Source organism: Clostridium muellerianum (genome assembly GCF_012926525.1).
GTDB lineage: Bacteria > Bacillota > Clostridia > Clostridiales > Clostridiaceae > Clostridium_AM > Clostridium_AM muellerianum.
The window spans coordinates 210,825-228,467 of the sequence record NZ_JABBNI010000047.1 but is presented as its reverse complement, the minus strand read 5'-3'; the positions used below and the strand labels follow the sequence as shown (position 1 = coordinate 228,467).

Annotated in this window: 16 protein-coding genes and 1 other annotated feature; of the genes, 7 read left to right on the top strand and 9 right to left on the bottom strand. The window is 29.0% G+C overall.

Translation table 11 applies throughout. From position 1 onward, the window contains the following. Positions 1-381 precede the first annotated feature (381 nt). The 4 genes from nadA (at position 382) to HBE96_RS19090 (ending at position 3,872) form a co-directional block, all read left to right on the top strand. Complete coding sequence (gene nadA, locus HBE96_RS19105) at positions 382-1,296, top strand: quinolinate synthase NadA (RefSeq protein ID WP_169299304.1); 915 nt, start codon at positions 382-384, stop codon at positions 1,294-1,296. A 1-nt stretch (position 1,297) separates the two neighbouring features. Beyond that, a complete protein-coding gene (locus tag HBE96_RS19100; protein WP_169299303.1) occupies positions 1,298-2,599 on the top strand; it encodes an L-aspartate oxidase in 1,302 nt (433 codons plus the stop codon). Then, entirely contained in the window at positions 2,580-3,413 is an 834-nt protein-coding gene (gene nadC, locus HBE96_RS19095) for a carboxylating nicotinate-nucleotide diphosphorylase (RefSeq protein ID WP_169299302.1), read from the top strand. The genes HBE96_RS19100 and nadC overlap by 20 nt, the downstream gene beginning before the upstream one ends. A 72-nt stretch (positions 3,414-3,485) precedes the next feature. Continuing rightward, on the top strand, positions 3,486-3,872 hold the full coding sequence (locus HBE96_RS19090) for a hypothetical protein (RefSeq protein WP_169299301.1): 387 nt from the start codon (positions 3,486-3,488) through the stop codon (positions 3,870-3,872). Between the two features lie 172 nt (positions 3,873-4,044). Here HBE96_RS19090 and HBE96_RS19085 read toward each other — a convergent pair whose 3' ends face one another. The 3 genes from HBE96_RS19085 to HBE96_RS19075 all read right to left on the bottom strand — a co-directional run bounded on the left by HBE96_RS19085 (position 4,045) and on the right by HBE96_RS19075 (position 7,571). Beyond that, the gene (locus tag HBE96_RS19085; protein ID WP_169299300.1) at positions 4,045-5,418 is read right to left on the bottom strand and encodes a hypothetical protein; all 1,374 of its coding nucleotides are present in this window, start codon (positions 5,416-5,418) and stop codon (positions 4,045-4,047) included. Between the two features lie 420 nt (positions 5,419-5,838). Further along, complete coding sequence (locus HBE96_RS19080) at positions 5,839-6,348, bottom strand: tryptophan transporter (protein WP_169299299.1); 510 nt, start codon at positions 6,346-6,348, stop codon at positions 5,839-5,841. 219 nt (positions 6,349-6,567) lie between these two features. After that, positions 6,568-6,810, bottom strand: a binding site (T-box leader). Between the two features lie 83 nt (positions 6,811-6,893). Next, the gene (locus HBE96_RS19075; protein ID WP_169299298.1) at positions 6,894-7,571 is read right to left on the bottom strand and encodes a hypothetical protein; all 678 of its coding nucleotides are present in this window, start codon (positions 7,569-7,571) and stop codon (positions 6,894-6,896) included. A 277-nt stretch (positions 7,572-7,848) separates the two neighbouring features. Here HBE96_RS19075 and HBE96_RS19070 point away from each other — a divergent pair, with 277 nt between their 5' ends. Together HBE96_RS19070 and HBE96_RS19065 are read left to right on the top strand one after the other, a co-directional pair. Further along, entirely contained in the window at positions 7,849-7,992 is a 144-nt protein-coding gene (locus HBE96_RS19070) for a hypothetical protein (RefSeq protein WP_007064254.1), read from the top strand. An 11-nt stretch (positions 7,993-8,003) separates the two neighbouring features. After that, a complete protein-coding gene (locus tag HBE96_RS19065) occupies positions 8,004-8,174 on the top strand; it encodes a hypothetical protein (RefSeq protein WP_169299297.1) in 171 nt (56 codons plus the stop codon). A 280-nt stretch (positions 8,175-8,454) separates the two neighbouring features. Here the strand turns inward: HBE96_RS19065 and pflA are convergent, their stop codons facing one another. The 5 genes from pflA to HBE96_RS19040 all read right to left on the bottom strand — a co-directional run bounded on the left by pflA (position 8,455) and on the right by HBE96_RS19040 (position 13,332). After that, a complete protein-coding gene (pflA, locus tag HBE96_RS19060; RefSeq protein WP_169299296.1) occupies positions 8,455-9,174 on the bottom strand; it encodes a pyruvate formate-lyase-activating protein in 720 nt (239 codons plus the stop codon). 272 nt (positions 9,175-9,446) lie between these two features. Beyond that, positions 9,447-11,693 (bottom strand): formate C-acetyltransferase, encoded by a 2,247-nt coding sequence (gene pflB / locus HBE96_RS19055; RefSeq protein ID WP_169299295.1) that lies wholly within the window; start codon positions 11,691-11,693, stop codon positions 9,447-9,449. Positions 11,694-12,070: 377 nt separating this feature from the next. Continuing rightward, the gene (locus tag HBE96_RS19050) at positions 12,071-12,274 is read right to left on the bottom strand and encodes a hypothetical protein (RefSeq protein WP_169299294.1); all 204 of its coding nucleotides are present in this window, start codon (positions 12,272-12,274) and stop codon (positions 12,071-12,073) included. A 135-nt stretch (positions 12,275-12,409) separates the two neighbouring features. Further along, positions 12,410-12,598 carry a hypothetical protein gene (locus HBE96_RS19045; protein WP_169299293.1) on the bottom strand — a complete coding sequence of 63 codons (189 nt, stop codon included), beginning with the start codon at positions 12,596-12,598 and terminating at the stop codon, positions 12,410-12,412. Positions 12,599-12,936: 338 nt separating this feature from the next. Continuing rightward, positions 12,937-13,332 carry an HNH endonuclease gene (locus HBE96_RS19040; protein ID WP_169299292.1) on the bottom strand — a complete coding sequence of 132 codons (396 nt, stop codon included), beginning with the start codon at positions 13,330-13,332 and terminating at the stop codon, positions 12,937-12,939. 710 nt (positions 13,333-14,042) lie between these two features. Between HBE96_RS19040 and cls the strand changes: the two genes are divergently transcribed. Beyond that, a complete protein-coding gene (gene cls / locus HBE96_RS19035; RefSeq protein ID WP_169299291.1) occupies positions 14,043-15,467 on the top strand; it encodes a cardiolipin synthase in 1,425 nt (474 codons plus the stop codon). A 90-nt stretch (positions 15,468-15,557) separates the two neighbouring features. Here the strand turns inward: cls and HBE96_RS19030 are convergent, their stop codons facing one another. Continuing rightward, positions 15,558-17,558 carry a fructose-1,6-bisphosphatase gene (locus HBE96_RS19030; RefSeq protein ID WP_169299290.1) on the bottom strand — a complete coding sequence of 667 codons (2,001 nt, stop codon included), beginning with the start codon at positions 17,556-17,558 and terminating at the stop codon, positions 15,558-15,560. Positions 17,559-17,643 lie beyond the last annotated feature (85 nt).

Genomic DNA, 17,643 nt, shown 5'->3' with positions numbered 1-17,643 from the left:
GAACTTCCCCTTCAGATTAGACAATTCCTTTCTGTTAGGTAATATTATTTTTTAAGTTGAAACTCCTCTTCGCTTCCTCACCAAAGTAAGCGATTCGCACAAAATCATAGATTTTGGCTCTCTACTTAAAATCAAATATTTCGGACACTTCCAAAATATCTGAATTAATAAAGTCATAATTACATAAAATATTTTAACACTACATTTAAAGTTCATCAAGCTTAATTATTCCTAAGTTAATTACTTTACACTAGGCATTTCCCGTGAAAATTCACTTAAATTACTTATTTATACAGTTGATATTGTTTCTTATTGATGTTATATTTTATACAGCTGTATATACACATGTAAAACTTTTTATGTATACGTGGAGGTATAAATATGGAAAATAATTTAAAAAATAAAATATTAAAATTAAAAAAAGAAAAAGAAGCACTAATACTGGCTCATTATTACCAAAGACCTGAAATACAGGATATTGCAGATGCTGTTGGAGATTCTTATTACCTTAGTAAAGTAGCAAAAGATTGCGATGAAAATATAATAGTTTTTTGTGGTGTTAAATTTATGGCTGAAAGCGCAAAGATATTATCACCTGAAAAAACCGTTTTACTACCTACCTTTGATGCTGGTTGTCCTATGGCAGATATGGCTGATCCTAATGATGTACTAGCATTAAAGAAGAAACATCCTAATGCTAAAGTTGTATGTTATATAAATTCTTCTACTGAAGTAAAAGCAGTATCAGATGTATGCTGTACTTCATCTAATGCTGTAAATATAATAAATAATTTAGATGCAGATGAAATAATTTTTCTTCCTGATAAAAATTTAGGAGAATATGTTCAACAGCAAGTTAAAAATAAAAAAATTATACTTTGGAGTGGTTTCTGCATAACTCACAAAAAGGTCTCTGCAGAAGAAATTATAAAAGCTAAAAAGCTTCATCCTGATATAAAAGTATTAGTACATCCTGAATGTGAAAAACCTGTAAGAGATCTTGCTGATTTCCTAGGAAGTACAGGCCAAATTATAGATTTTGTAAATAATAGTGATAATAAAAAGTTTTTAATTTCCACTGAAGAAGGAGTTCTTCATCAAATTAAACTTAAAAATCCGGACAAGGAATTTTATGTTCCAAGCGGCGGCATGGTCTGTGTAAATATGAAAAAAACTAATCTAAATAGTGTTTATGAAAGCCTATTAAACATGGAATATGCTATAGAAATAGATGAAGATATAAGAAAAAAAGCTTACAGAGCGCTTATTAATATGCACGAACTTGGAGGAAAGTAAAATGGATGTTTATACTGATGTCCTTGTTATAGGTACTGGAGTTTCAGGACTTTATTCAGCACTAAACTTAAAAGACAATTTAAATATAATAATGATTTCAAAAGGCAAAATAGATGAATGTAATACCGCTCTAGCACAAGGTGGTATTTCTGTAGCTAGAGGTGTAGATGATGTGGATTTATTTGTAGAAGATACTTTAAAAGCAGGTGCCTATAAAAATGATGTTACTGCAACAAGAATACTTGCAGAAGAATCCATAGAAAATATAGATACACTTTGTAAAATGGGTTTTGATTTTGATAGGACTAATGATGGGCTGTCCTATACCAGAGAAGGTGCACATAGTATAAATAGAATAGTGCATTATAAAGATAAAACTGGTAAAGAATTAGAAGAAACTCTTTTAAAACAGGTTTCTTCTAAGAAAAATATAACTATATTTGAGAACTGTACTATGCTAGATATTCTAAAAAAAGGCAATGCTTGTGCAGGTGCCTTGTGTACAAGAGAAGGTGTACAGGTTAGTATTCATGCTAAAGTTACAATTATGGCTGCTGGAGGTATAGGTGGCTTATTTAGAAATTCCACTAATCAGAAAATATTAACTGCTGATGGAGTTGCTGTAGCTTTAAAAAATAATATAAAAGTAAAAAATTTAAATTATATTCAATTCCACCCTACAGCCTTTTTTAATAATAATTTAAGTGACAGAAAGTTTTTAATATCAGAATCTGTTAGAGGAGAAGGCGGAAAACTCATAAATTGCAACGGAAATAGATTTGTAGATGAATTACTTCCTAGAGATGTAGTTACTAAATATATATATGAAGAAGAAAGAAATACCCATTGTTCAAATGTATATCTTGATGTAACCTTCATGAAAGAAGATTTTTTAAAAAACAGATTTCCAACTATATATGAAAAGTGTTTAGAAAATGGAATAAATATATCTAAAGAACCTATCCCCGTTTCTCCAGCTCAACATTATTTTATGGGAGGTATAGAAGTAGATACCTTCGGAAAAACTTCTATGGAAAATCTTTTTGCATTTGGAGAATGCAGCTGTACTGGTGTTCATGGAGCTAATAGACTTGCAAGCAATTCTCTTTTAGAAGCATTAGTTTTTTCAAAAAGAGGTGCAAGAAAAATAAATAATGATATTTCTACCATTCCTATGATTAACCTTGATACACCTTCACTGGATTATAATGAAAAATACTATAAAAACTTAAATAATAAAATATTTATAGAATCCTTAGTTAAGGTGAGAGGAGATATAAAAAATGAATTGGTTAATTGCTGATAAAATAATAAAAAATGCTCTTAATGAAGACATTTCATATGGAGATATAACCACAGAATCTATTATAAAAAATTACAAAAAAGCTAAAGTAGATTTAATAGCAAAGGAAGATGGAATAATATGTGGTTTAGAAATTTTTAAAAGAGTTTTTACCATTCTTCAAAATACTGAAATTGAATTCTTTGTAAAAGATGGCGATGCTATTTTTAAAGGTAAAAAAATCGGAGAAATTTCTGGAGATGTACGAGTTCTTCTTACTGGTGAAAGAGTTGCTTTAAACTTCCTTCAAAGAATGAGTGGTATTGCAACCCTCACAAGAAAATTTGTAGTCGAACTTGAAAATACTAAAATAAAACTTTTAGACACACGAAAAACTACTCCTAATTTAAGAATATTTGAGAAATATGCTGTAACTATTGGCGGAGGCTGTAATCACAGATTTGGACTTAATGATGGTGTTCTTATAAAGGATAATCACATTGCTGCTGCTGGAAATATTAAAAATGCAGTTAATATGGTAAGACTTAATGCTCCATTTGTTAGAAAAATAGAAGTTGAAGTTGAAAATTTAGATCAGCTAACTGAAGCCTTGGATTCTAAAGCTGACATAATAATGTTGGACAATATGGATATACCTACAATGGAGACTGCTATAAAAATAATAAATAACAAAGCTGAAATAGAGGTTTCTGGCAATGTAAATTTAGAAAGTATAAAAAATTTATCCAAATTAAATATAGATTACGTATCAACAGGTGCTCTAACACATTCTTTTAAAGTTTTGGATTTAAGTATGAAAAATCTAACATATTAAACCATGTATTAAACCTCCTTGTAAAACTAAAAATAAATATGTATGCTTTAAAATTTAAAGGAGGATTCATATATGAAAAAAGAAGAAGCTGATAGAGAACTACAAAAGAGAAGAGTTCAAGAACAAACTGAAAACAGAGTAGATCAATTAATTAATACTGTAGAAAATTACACAAGAACTGAAAGGCATTTAGAACAACACTCAGATATAGGAGATCCCAAAAGACTTGAGCGTGCAACAGATATTCAAAACCAAAGAAAATCTGAAATTGAACATTTAAAAGACAACATTGTATATGGTAATGAAACTTTCAATAACAACCTTCATAATTTAAAAGAAAATTATGATGATACAGAAGAATATATGAATCATTATGGTTCAGAAATGAGTCAAGAAGCTCTTAATAATATGAAGGAAAAACAACAGAATAGATTAGAGGAACTTGACAGACAAAAATAATTAAATTTCTCACGTTAAACAAATTTTGCCTATGATCAGTAAACAAATTATAGAATAAAGAAAAAAGTCCAGCTAAACTTATTAATAAAAGTTCAGCTGGACTTTAGCATCTTTAAAAAAATATCCATCGCATATTGGACTTGTTATTTTCTTTCAGATTCCTTATTTAATTTTACAGAAATATTACAGCTGCTATAATAGTACATGTAATTCCTATAACCACAGGTATTATATTCCTCTTTGCCAGTTCAAAGGGCTGAACATCACATACAGCTGCAATAGGTACTAAACTCCATGGAATTATAGTTCCTCCACCAACCCATATTGTTATAACCTGCCCTAAAGCTGCAAGCTCTTCTCTATTTATATTAACAGTAGAAGAAAAAACCTGTGCCAAAGTTCCTATAAGAGGTAATCCTGAAAATCCTGAACCTCCAACGCCTAAAAGAACACTTATAAAAGATTGCATTGCTATTACTGAAATTCTGTTTAAAGGAAAATTTTTAGATAGGTATAATCCTATATCTGAAAGAATTCCCGTAGAACCTGGTCCCGTACCCAATATTTCTACTGCTGTTTCCTTGCTTCCAAGAAAAAAGAAAGCTCCTATAATAATAATTGGAGCAAATACCTTCATCCCAAATATAAATCCATCCTTTATACTTACAGCCACTTCTGCTAATGCACTTTTAAAATTATACTTTATTATAGAAACCATTATTGTAATTATTACGGCAGTACCACCTATAAGTGATGCTGCTTCTGATCCCTTTAATTTAAATTTGTATATTAAAAATATATCTATAATGAACATTAAAGTTGTAATTACAGCTGCTATTTTTGCAGGCATTTTTACTGGGATAGTTTTAACTTCTTTATGCTCTTCTAAACTTACTTGAAGACTTTTTTTCACATCTCTTTTCATCATAATAAAAGAACTTATAATTGTAGATATACTCATTACTGCCCAAAGTAATATACTAGATCTTATTAAGTAAAATGGATTATTAAGCCCTAATGCTTTAGATGTAATAGATGGAGCTGCTTGTATAAAAAAATCACTGGATAGTGCTATTCCATTACCAAATAAATTTAAAGCTGCTGCTACCCAAATAGCTGGCAGACCAGATTTTAAAGCCGAGGGAACCATTATAGTTCCTATAAAAGCTACTGCTGGAGTAGGCCATATAAGCCAGGATGCAGCAAGCATAACAAATCCTAATATAAAAAAAGATAATGTAGGACTTACCATAAACTTCTCCATAGGTTTTATCATAAATTCATCTGCTCTAATATCTCTTAATGACTTAGACATAGCACTTATAAGCGAAATTATAACTATTATTTCAATAAATTCCCTTGCAGATACCACTAATGCTTTATATATAATTTGTACTGAATTTAAAATATTACCTGTTGCAATAAAACCTATAATCCCTATACCCATAAGACAAGGCAAAACTATATCTTTTTTATAAATCATCATAACTAAAATAACTATTATAATTGATACATACATATAATGAAGTATTCCTATCTGTACCATAACATTCCAACTTTCTTATCAAATTTAATAATATGATTATATTATTATGTCCATATATGAACATTTTACAATGATAAGAAACTTTAAATTAAGGTGGAGCTATAAACCTTTTGAAATAATGCTATACATCAATGCACTAAGAAGAAACGTTAAGCTGTATGAAGACTGATATATGTTGTGCAGGAACATTCGAGCAAATTTTAGAAGTTCTTATGCTTGAGATATTGAAAAATGCCGTAATTTTTGCCAGGACGGCAAAAGCTCCGAAAGTGACAGGACGTCACATTTGAGGAGGTAGGCATTTTTTAATAGATCAAGCATTAGAACTTCTTAAATGAAGCGAGTGTTCCTGCGCAACATATATCAGCCGGAATACAGCTTAACGTTTCTTCGGTTACTTGCAGTTGTATCGCATTATTTTTAAATTGTTGCTTTTCTTTTAAGTGCTACATTTATAGCATTAAATAAAACTGAACCTGCAACAGTGTTTATAAGTACAGCTGGAAGTACTACTGATAAAAATAATACTCGGAAGCTAGCTGGAAGTCCTGCCATAATTGAAGCTAATGATAAGAATGCTGTACCACTTATAAGCGTTCCTATGGCTGTAGTTAAAATTATCTTTATTTGATTATTTAAAACTTTTCTAATTGGTTTTAAGAATAAGAACATTACGTTAGCAGTTATTAATTTATCTACTACATTCGGTACTTGTCCACCCGGAAAGCCTGTAGTTGCTGCTGCTAATATTCCAGCTATAAGTCCTGCACTTATACAAGATTTATAGTCCTCATTTAAAATCATTATTATAAATAGCATAGCTAGTGAAAAATCTGGTTTCATACCAAGTACTAATGGTGGTGTAATTTGATGCAGTACTGCACCTATAGCTAAAAGTAATGAGTTCGTAATTAATTTCTTTAAATTCATAATAAATCTCTCCTTTTAATTTAAAATCAATTATTATTTTGAAATATACAGTTAAATTTTCAAAGTTAATTAATATTTGTGTAAAAAATAATGCCTTATAACTCAATTGTCAGCAAATTTTTTAGTAATACTATTACAGTTGTAATTAATTAACCAAATTTATATTAAAAAGCCGGCTTTACTATAAATTTGTATAAAAAAACTCCGTCCTAAACTAAACATTAGGACGGAGATACTTCCGCGGTACCACCTAAATTGTGTAACAAAACACCACTCTTTCGGATACTAACATATCCTATCCATTATAACGTACGGATAACGGTAACCACTACTCTTCAAAACTTTGAATTTCGATTTACTCCTAAAAGGTCCATTCACCATTCGTTATCGTATTGAGATCCCACCACCCTCAACTCTCTATGACTAAACAGCCTGGCTACTCTTCCTTATCAAAGGATTTGTTGTTAAATTTATTATATAGTAGCATTTTAATTTAAACCTGTCAACTACTTTTTTAGTTTATTTTTTAAAAATTGATTTTCAAATTACTTACATACATTTTTTATAGCTTCATAAAGTATTTCGGTAAACTTCTCACCATAAGAAGGTAATTTATTTTTTTCATGTAAAACTATTCTAAGCATTACAGGAAGCTCGATATGGTAACTTCTCCATCTTTTATCTACTATAGTGGAAGATTTTGTAGCCTTAAAATATATATCATTAAAATTGGCATTTATGTTAAGATCTTTAATTTTACAAAAATCCTTATCTTCCTTGTTTTCACTCCACTTTTTATGAATAATACTCTCTAACTTTTCTTTTAATTCTAATGCATATTTTTCATCCTCTTTGCACCCACTAGATATTTCTATATCATTTCCTGAATGTTCAATACCGTGCCCATGAATTTCTACTAAATATTTAGGACTGCACTTCTCAAGTGCTGTATAATAATCACTGTAATTATTATTGTGATTTTTATTTACATCTATAAAATAGTTACATGCACATAAAAAAGAACATTTAAGCTTTTCAGCAATGTAATCTCCTATATATCCTGCATTTTCATCACTATAAGGATGTGAGTCACACGGCATCCTTATTGTACCAGATGGAGCATGATGAGGTACACCTATAACTATATTTGATTTTTCTTTTATGTTAGTAACAAATATACTGGCATTATCAATTTTTAAAATTTCTGAATACAGAAATATCATCTCCTTTTTCTTACTTTAGGTATATGAAAGAAAATAACTAGTCAAAGATGTTAATATATTTTACCATTGACAAAGAAGTAAGTTCCATTGATACTTGTTCTATCAAAGAGTTCTGCTGACGCAATATAACGCAAAATATACTAACTGACTTCCTAGTTATTTTTTGAATATGCCTCAATATTATTTTAACACGTACTATTGATTTTTAAACATATAACAAGTACAAGTATAAAAGTTTTTTTACAGGAAAATATAAATACGAAAGGAGTGTTTAACTATGCCAAAAAAGAAACCAAATATATATAATAGAGAAGATCTATACACAAGAGACAAAGAATTTAGAAATGAACCTAAATACGAAGATGAAAAACGACAACAAAAGGAAACACCTGGAGTATCAGGAAAATTTTCTGGTAGATAGGAGGTATATTTATGTCTAAAAAAAAGCCGCATCATGGTGAAGATGCAAAACTTAGGTCTGCATTAGATCACAGCGATAATAGCCGCGAATCCCAAACTGGATATATGGAAAGAGGAAATCCATCTGTTTATGCAGCTAAAGGAAGAGTTATGCGTAATAATGATAATGGCTCTCATGTTTAGTTAATTACTTTGTGAATTTTATATATTAAAATATGATTTTCATACAAGGAATTTACTTACAACATAAGAAGCTATAACTTGTAATATATATTTAAAAAGCTATGAAATATAAGTATATCTTAATTTCATAGCTTTGATTATATAAATATAACATTTAATTATTTTACATTAAGTAAAGAGCATGCTATTTTAAATGAATTGTAATTATATGAATATTATGAAGAAAAATATTTAAAAAGTTTAAAAATCAACACTTTCTTTAGCCAAATCAAAATTTAATTTACTCAACCTTAATTTCTTTACCAAGTATTTCATATAACTTATCCAATTCCTTTTTATCCATAGAATTTATATGTGATAATTTATATTCTATTCCCATTTCATTATACTTTTTAACTCCTAAAGTATGATAAGGAAGAAGCTCTACTTTTTCTACATTTTTTATGTTTTTTATTATTTGAGCTAATTTTTTTATGTGTTCTTCTGAATCTGTTATTCCAGGAACAACTACATGCCTTATCCATAATCTTGTATTAGATTTTTGGACAGCTTCCAAAAACTCATCAAAGCCTTTTTTTCCCTTACACACTAGACTCTTGTATCCCTCATCATCTACATGTTTTATATCAAGTATTACTAAATCTGTATACTTTAAAATTTCATCATATTTTCCTGTGCCATACCCAGCTGTATCTATTGCAGTATGAATTCCTTCTTCTTTACACAACTTCAATGCTTCTATTAAAAAATCTGCCTGTATTAAAGGATCTCCACCTGAAAATGTAACTCCACCATTATTTTTAAAATAAGGCTTAAATCTAATTATCTTCTTAATGAGTTCTTCCGGAGTAATTTCTGTTCCTCCTTTAAGACTCCAAGTATCCGGATTATGACAATAGGCACATCTTAAAGTACAACCCTGCATAAATACTACCGATCTTATTCCCGGACCATCAACTAACCCCATGCTTTCAAAGGAATGTATTCTACCTACTACCATTACTTTTTACCTCCTTTTTTAAGATGACAGTTGACAGAAGAAAAATCATCCTTCACTGTCCTCTGTCCTCTGAAAAAATATTGCTTCACAATATTTTTATATTAAGTCAAAATTATATATACAAAAGTTTAATTAATTATAAATAGGGGGCTGCTTAAAGCAATCTAAAAAATTACTATTACAACAGCCCCCTATTTTATTATAAGGATATTATTATATTTTAGATATTTTAAGAAAAACTTTTCTTAAACCATCTTATCTGGCAACTTAAATTACATTTTTTCATGGAAAGTTCTATTTATAACTTCTAATTGCTGCTCTTTAGTTAATCTATTAAAGTGAACAGCATAACCTGATACTCTTATTGTTAATGTTGGATATTTCTCTGGATTTTCCATAGCATCCATTAATGTTTCTCTATTTAGAACATTTACGTTTAAGTGGAAAGCTCCTTGTGAAAAATAACCATCCATCATATTTGCAAGATTTACTATTCTACTTTCCCCATCTTTTCCAAGTGCATCTGGTATTATAGAGAATGTATTTGATACTCCATCCTGACAATAAGTTCTATATGGTATTTTTGCCACTGAATTTAATGAAGCTAATGCGCCATTTTCATCTCTTCCATGCATTGGATTTGCTCCTGGTGCTAGTGGCTCTCCAACCTTTCTTCCATCTGGAGTTGATCCTGTTTTCTTACCATAAACTACATTTGATGTTATAGTTAATACTGATAGAGAATGTTCTGCATCCCTATAAGTTTTATGTCTCTTAAGTTCATTTGAAAATTTCTTAACTAACTGCACTGCTAAATCATCAACTCTATCATCATCATTTCCATACTTAGGGAAGTTACCTTCTATTTCAAAGTCCACAGCTATTCCATCTTCATTTCTTATTGGTTTAACCTTTGCATATCTTATAGCACTTAATGAATCTGCAGCTACTGATAAACCTGCTATTCCAAAAGCCATAAATCTTTTAACTGCTGTATCATGAAGAGCCATCTGTCCTGCTTCATATGCATATTTGTCATGCATGTAATGAATTGTATTCATTGTATCTACGTACAGTTCAGCTACATATTCCATAACTTTATTATAGCTTTTAACTACCTTATTAAAGTTAAGAACTTCGTCTTCCATTTTTTCTATACCTGGTACAACTTTAATTAAGCTTCCATCCTTAGCTTTTTTCTTTTCATCATATCCACCATTTATAGCGTAAAGTAATGATTTAGCAAGATTTGCTCTTGCTCCAAAGAACTGCATTCTCTTTCCTATTTCCATAGCAGATACACAGCAAGCTATACCATAGTCATCTCCATATATTGGTCTCATTATATCATCATTTTCATACTGCAACGAATCTGTTTTTATAGACATTTCAGCACAATAATTTTTAAAGTTTTGTGGTAACTTTTCTGACCATAAAACTGTCATATTTGGTTCTGGAGCTGGTCCTAAATTAGTCAATGTGTGTAAAAATCTGTATGCTGTCTTTGTAACTAATGATTTTCCGTTTACTCCAACTCCACCTATGGATTCTGTTACCCAGTTAGGATCTCCTGCAAATAAATCATTATACTCTGGGGTTCTTAAATGTCTTACCATTCTCAATTTTATAACAAGCTGATCTATTATTTCTTGAGCTCCTGCTTCTGTTAGAGTTCCATTTTTCAAATCTCTTTCTATATATATATCTAGGAATGTAGTATTTCTTCCTATAGACATTGCTGCTCCATTATTTTCTTTTACTCCTGCTAAATATCCAAAGTATAAGAATTGAGCTGCTTCTGTAGCATTACATGCTGGCTTTGATATATCTATGCCATAAGATGCTGCCATAGCTTTTATTTCGCCTAAAGCTCTAATTTGCATTGATACTTCTTCTCTAAGTCTTATAAGTTCATCTGTAGTTGGTCCTACTAGCTCATTTAGATCTTTTTTCTTCTGTGCTGTTAAAAAGTCTATTCCATAAAGAGCTATTCTTCTGTAATCGCCTATTATTCTTCCTCTACCATAAGCATCTGGAAGTCCTGTTAAAAGTCCAACTGTTCTTGCTTTTCTTGTAGCTTCTGTATAAGCATCAAATACTCCTTGATTGTGAGTTTTTCTATACTTACTAAAATAATTTTCTATATTTTCATTCATTTTAAAGCCGTATTCTTCTAAGGACTGTTCTACCATTCTCATTCCACCAAAAGGATTCATTATTCTCTTTAGTGGTGCATCTGTCTGAAATCCTACTATAACTTCATTTTCCTTGTCCAAATAACCAGGTTTAAAATTATTTATACCTGAAATTTCATTAGTTTCAACATCTATAATTCCTTTTTTAATTTCTTCTATAATTAACTCTTCTGCTTCTTTCCAAATCTTATTTGTTTTTTCTGTTGGGGCTTCTAAAAAGCTTTTGTCTCCTTCATATGCTGTATAATTCTTTTGTATAAATTCTCTTACGTCGATTTCTTCTGTCCATTGTCCTAAATTAAATCCATTCCATTGTTTCATCATTATACACATCCCCTTAAATTTGATATTTTATTACATTTATTTCAATTAATTATTTTATTTATTATATCTTCTATAATGTTATTATATATCATTTTTACATCTGTATCAACATATTTTTTTGTGATTTTAAAGTATTTTTTATAAAAAAATAGTACAGTGCTTGTTACTGTATCATTTTTTCTTTCTTTATTTATCAAAATACTTTTTACTTTTTTTAAATAAATATAAACTTTTTTAAAAAATTATAGAATAAAAATAGAATCTAATACTAACTTTAAACTTAGTATTAGATCCTTTATTTCTAGGTATTTAATTTTTCATATGAAGTTTTTTTAATAGCCTCTTTTTTAATTCTCTACATTATTAAAAGTAAAATTTTAATAATCCCTTTGATCACCCTTTAACAAGTTTTCAATTTCAGTTCCTATCTGATGTCCTTGTTTATATGATGACATATGCTCTACTGGCACTTCTTCCTTTAAAAGATCCTTTCCATTAAGACTATCTATTATTCCTTTTTTAGCCGCTGGAATATCGCCTACATGAATATCTTTTATGTCTTCTAGTTTAAATTCATCCATACTTTAAAGCCTCCTTACATACATTTTTCATTAATTAATATTCCCTAATATATAATAAAAATGTATACTGAAACTTTTATTGTATGATAATATATATACTTTTTTATAAATCAAAAGATAAAATTTAAATACTGATTAATCTGATTTATTAGAATATTCATGTTCCACATATTCTAACTTCTTTAACATATCAATAATATTTTTTTGTAAATCCTCATCAATTTTTAAATTGCTGGAGCTAATATAATTTTCTGCAATTTTCAATCCTTTTATGATATCACTAATCTCTTTTAAATTTAAAAGCATCAATATATCCTCTTTCATTTTTAAGCCCCCTTATTTCTCATATTTTTAGGATAATATAAAGATTATGCAGTAACTATCATCTGTAAAGTTCCAATGTTTAAATAAGATTAACTTTTCTAATAGCCCGGAAATAAAATCTACCCCAATCAATTTCTTATTGATTTATTTAATATTTTTTAAACAAGTTATAGCAACATTTGTTATCTAATAATATCTTTTATTAATTAATGTCTTTTATTAATTAATAACTTTATTTTTTTAAATCAAATATACTACAAATTATATAAAATGACAAGCGATTCAATTTAAATATCACTTGCCATTTTTTCATTTGTAAATTAACTTTTATTAATATCCTATAAGTTTGCTATAAAGTCACAGTATTCCTCCATCATATAATGGGTATATACCTTTTTGCCCATAAACCTATATATTATATCAGACTTTTTATATCCTTCTTTATACAACCTATATTCCTTAAAAATTCTTTTTAGCATACCTTTATTTATGTGAAGTAACTCAACCAATTCATCCAGGAAATAAAAATCTTTATATAATAATGCTTCCAAACTATCCTGCAGTTCCAGTTTATACTGTATATCTAGTTTTCTATTTTTATGCGGTCCATCTTTTCCTCTATGATGTTCATGACAAAGATACTTAAAATTTAGCGGAAAGTCTATTCCTCCCTGACTTCTATAAACTATATGATGCTTATCCGCTTGTTTACCGCAGATTTCACATTTAAGCAAGTTTCGTTTCCCCCTCCTAATAATTAAAAATGATTTTAAATATTTTCTAGTACTCATGTAGGTATCTATATTTTGATTATATCACAGCTTTAGTTGTATTACACTTTGAAAAATTATGAATTTTTCTATTTTAAGGTATATACCTTTACTATAAACTCCATAATAAAATATATGTTTTTAATTCTCCAATAGTGCAACTTCACACTAAAAATTAAGTCAATAAATTTTAGTATTTAATTAACATTCACCATGATACCACTTTGCTATTTATAGAATTTTCAAAATTATGAAGGAATAATGTTTTAATTTTTAGAATATCTTTATATAAATTGTAAATTTATATTTTTAAAGAGGGCATCATAATAAAAATATTTAAACACAGCACTTAATATCTACGCTGTGCTATTTTCTATTTTTCAACATCTTAATAAATACTATTAATAAAAATACAAATAATACAAAAAATATAGGCACTGTGGAATAATATGCTATTTTTCCTAAGTCCATTTGTATCGCCCCTTCCAAACTGTTATATTAAATATTATATTAAGTATATTCTATAAACAGAAAATATTCCACCTATTCGCAGCGAATTCTTTAACTTATTTTATAAAGTCCATATTTATAATTGATAAGGCAAAATATGTTATAATTATATAAATTCCATAATCTTGTATGCTATTAATTCTATTAATCAGGAGGTGGTATCTTTGAAATCAGCTTTATATCAACTATTTATTATTAATGCTATAGTTTCTATAATACTTATAGTTCTCGAAAGAAAAAATCCTGAAAAAACCATTGCATGGCTTTTAATTTTTATTGCACTTCCTCCTTGCGGATTAATTCTATACGTATTTTTGGGGAGAAATTGGAAAAAGCATAAACTGCACAACGAAACAAATATAAATATAGAAGAACTAATTTATGAAGCTTCAAAAGATATAAAGGATACCAGCTATTCATCTTTAATAGAACTTCTTTCTAAAAATAGTGAATCTCCACTTTTTACAAACAATAAAATAAAAATTTTTAAAGATGGTAGCGAAAAATTCAAAGCGCTAAAAGAAGAATTACTAAAAGCTAAAAGCCATATTCATTTAGAATACTATATAGTAAAAAGTGATACTATAGGAAATGAAATAAAAGATATCCTTATAGAGAAAGCTTTAGAAGGTGTTAAAGTACGATTTATCCTAGACAGAGTAGGTTGTATAGGAATAAAGAGGAAATATATACAAGATCTTAAAGATGCTGGTGTAGATGTAGTTCAATACTCTTATTTTCTAGCTCCTATTCTACGTCATATTAACACACAAATAAACTATAGAAATCACAGAAAAATTGTAGTAATTGATGGTAAGATTGGTTTCGTAGGAGGAATAAATATAGGCGATGAATATATAGGAAAAAGCAAATATGGATATTGGAGAGATACTCACCTAATGATTAATGGTGATTTTGTTTTAGGGCTTCAAGCAGTATTTCTAGATGATTTTGCAACTATAAAAGCAGCTAACAAAGAACTTTTTTACTACGATGATAACTTTGAAGAATTTTTTCCATCTACAGAAATCAATAATAAAAAGTTAATGCAGCTTATAAAAAGCGGACCTGATTCTGAATTTCCAGCTATTGAGCAGGCAGTAATTAAAATGATAGGAATGGCCAAAGATCATGTTTACATTACCACTCCTTATTTTATACCAAGTGAAAGTATCTTAAACGCTTTAAAAATTGCTTCTTTAAGCGGAATTCACGTTCATGTACTTTTTCCTGGCAAATATGATCACATTTTAGTTCACTATGCTTCTAGAACCTATTTGCAGGAATTGGTAAAAAACGGAGTTAGATTATACTTTTATGACTCTCACAATTTTGTACACGCCAAAACTACATCTATTGATGGTAAAATATGCACAATTGGCACTGCTAATATGGATATTAGGAGCTATGAATTAAATTATGAAATTAACGCTGTAATTTATGACGAAGAAACCACAGAAGAATTAGAAAGTTTATTCTTTGAAGATTTAAAGAGAAGCAAAAGAGTTACTTTAGATTATTTTAATAACCTTTCCCCTTATACAAAAGCCTTTGAGGCATTTTGCAGAATTTTTTCAGCCTTAATGTAGTATAAGTTACAAAAACTTGTTCAAAAATATAGGACTGTTCAAAGCAATCTAAAAAATTGCTTTGAACAGTCCTTAAATAATATGAACTTTCTACCATTTAGATTCATATCCCTCTTTAATTAACCCTTTCCTGTATGCTATAAGAAGTTTTTCTAAATCTTTTACCTGACTCTTAAGTTCTAATCCTTTATCTGTATCCGATACTAATTTTCTCTTCACTACATGCTCTAAAATTATTGTGGACGACAAAATATCCGTATCATTTTTCAACGCATCTTTTATAGCTGCAAAAGGTTCATGTGATGTTAAAAGTAATCCATAGGAATTGTAAATCAGCGTATAGCCCGCTATTCCTGTTTGCGGCTGATATGCTTTACAAAAGCCTCCATCTATTACAAGCAACCTCCCATTAGCTTTTATAGGACTTTCTCCCTCTTTTGTCTTCACCGGAATATGTCCATTAACAATATGAGAATTTTCACAATCCAAATTAAACTCATTCAAAATATTTTTACATATTTTTTCGTTATCCCTATACTTATAATAATAATTTTTTTCTTCATAATGCGTATCTTTATCATCAATAAAATATCTCTCAAAAGTGGTCATTCTCTTTTTTCCAAAAACCGGTGAATCAGTACCACACCATAAATACCACATCATATCCATTCCATAATTTTTAAGTTCCATATCATTTTTAAAGAAAAACGAATCTCTTGCTACACGCTCAAACCTGTCCAATAAAGCTTTTCCACTATATTTTATATTACCTATTTTAACTTCTTTAAAACTTCCATCTTCATTTAAAGGAATACAACCATGATATAAAAGATTAGAATTATATGCTAAATACATACTTCCTTTGCTGTATAAAAATTTAATATGTCTTTGAAGTTTTTCACTATTTACAAAAGAACGTGTTAATTTATTTAGCACATCCTTTTCTGCTTCTGTTAGCTTATATGGATCTTTCCAATCTATAGTTGAAAATGTAGTATCATTTAATTTATAAGTTTTCCCATACAGTTCTATTTCACCCGTTTCAATATTTATCTTATCTAAAACCAGTCTGTCTTCCATTTGAAATTCTGGATGTTTTTTAATAATAGCGCCTTCTACCTTAAATTGAATTATGGAAATAGCCTTATGCATTTTTGCTAAAAGATTTAATTCATTATTGCTTATATCTTTATCTAAAGTTCTAGGTTTAAAACCTTTGCATTCATCTTTTTCATAAAACTCCATAGCAAAAGTAGCAAGCGGCAATAAATTAATTCCATATCCGTCTTCAACAGTTCTTAAATTAGCATATCTTAAAGATATTCTAAGAACATTTGAAATACAAGCTTCACATCCTGCTGCTGCACCCATCCATAGTATGTCATGGTTTCCCCACTGAATATCTACAGAATGATGTTTCATTAAAGCTTCTAAAATAATATCTGCACCAGGGCCTCTATCATAAATATCTCCTATTATATGAAGTCTGTCTACTACTAAGTTTTGTATAACTTTAGATATTGCTATGATAAATTCTCCTGCTCTATCTATGTCTATTATGGTTTTTATAATCCCATTATAATATGCATGTTTGTCTACTCCATTTTCTTGTTCATGAAGTAATTCTTCTATTATATATGCAAAATCCTGTGGTAAAGCTTTTCTCACTTTTGACCTTGTGTATTTAGAACATATATTTTTACATAATTCAATAAGTTGATACAAGGTTATTCTATACCAATCCCCCACGTTAATTTCTCTCTGCTTTATTATTTCCATCTTCTGCTCTGGATAATAAATAAGTGTAGCTAACGCAGCTTTTTCTTTTTCTCTTAATGAGTTTCCGAAAACATCATCTATTTTCCTTTTAATAACTCCTGAAGCATTCTTAAGCATATGAGTAAAGGATTCATATTCACCATGTATATCACTTATAAAATGTTCTGTTCCCTTTGGTAAGTTCAAAATAGCTTGCAGATTTATAATTTCTGTACTCGCACTTGAAATAGTAGAATATTGTTTAGCAAGTAACTGAAGATATCTAAGATCTTTTTCTATTATTTCCAAATTGTCCTCATCGTAGAAAATCATGTTCCTTCTCCTTTTACATTTTTTCATTCTGCACAATAATAATGTTATACTTTATTTTGTACTTACAGCATATTGTCTACTATAA

Excerpts from the sequence above, each read along its gene's own strand:
- HBE96_RS19045 (WP_169299293.1), bottom strand. The coding sequence starts at position 12,598 with ATGAAAGAGGATATATTGATGCTTTTAAATTTAAAAGAGATTAGTGAT.
- HBE96_RS19065 (WP_169299297.1), top strand. The coding sequence starts at position 8,004 with ATGTCTAAAAAAAAGCCGCATCATGGTGAAGATGCAAAACTTAGGTCT.
- HBE96_RS19070 (WP_007064254.1), top strand. The coding sequence starts at position 7,849 with ATGCCAAAAAAGAAACCAAATATATATAATAGAGAAGATCTATACACA.
- HBE96_RS19100 (WP_169299303.1), top strand. The coding sequence starts at position 1,298 with ATGGATGTTTATACTGATGTCCTTGTTATAGGTACTGGAGTTTCAGGA.
- HBE96_RS19075 (WP_169299298.1), bottom strand. The coding sequence starts at position 7,571 with ATGATATTTCTGTATTCAGAAATTTTAAAAATTGATAATGCCAGTATA.
- HBE96_RS19050 (WP_169299294.1), bottom strand. The coding sequence starts at position 12,274 with ATGGATGAATTTAAACTAGAAGACATAAAAGATATTCATGTAGGCGAT.
- nadA (WP_169299304.1), top strand. The coding sequence starts at position 382 with ATGGAAAATAATTTAAAAAATAAAATATTAAAATTAAAAAAAGAAAAA.
- pflB (WP_169299295.1), bottom strand. The coding sequence starts at position 11,693 with ATGATGAAACAATGGAATGGATTTAATTTAGGACAATGGACAGAAGAA.
- nadC (WP_169299302.1), top strand. The coding sequence starts at position 2,580 with ATGAATTGGTTAATTGCTGATAAAATAATAAAAAATGCTCTTAATGAA.
- HBE96_RS19090 (WP_169299301.1), top strand. The coding sequence starts at position 3,486 with ATGAAAAAAGAAGAAGCTGATAGAGAACTACAAAAGAGAAGAGTTCAA.
- pflA (WP_169299296.1), bottom strand. The coding sequence starts at position 9,174 with ATGGTAGTAGGTAGAATACATTCCTTTGAAAGCATGGGGTTAGTTGAT.
- HBE96_RS19030 (WP_169299290.1), bottom strand. The coding sequence starts at position 17,558 with ATGATTTTCTACGATGAGGACAATTTGGAAATAATAGAAAAAGATCTT.
- HBE96_RS19080 (WP_169299299.1), bottom strand. The coding sequence starts at position 6,348 with ATGAATTTAAAGAAATTAATTACGAACTCATTACTTTTAGCTATAGGT.
- HBE96_RS19085 (WP_169299300.1), bottom strand. The coding sequence starts at position 5,418 with ATGGTACAGATAGGAATACTTCATTATATGTATGTATCAATTATAATA.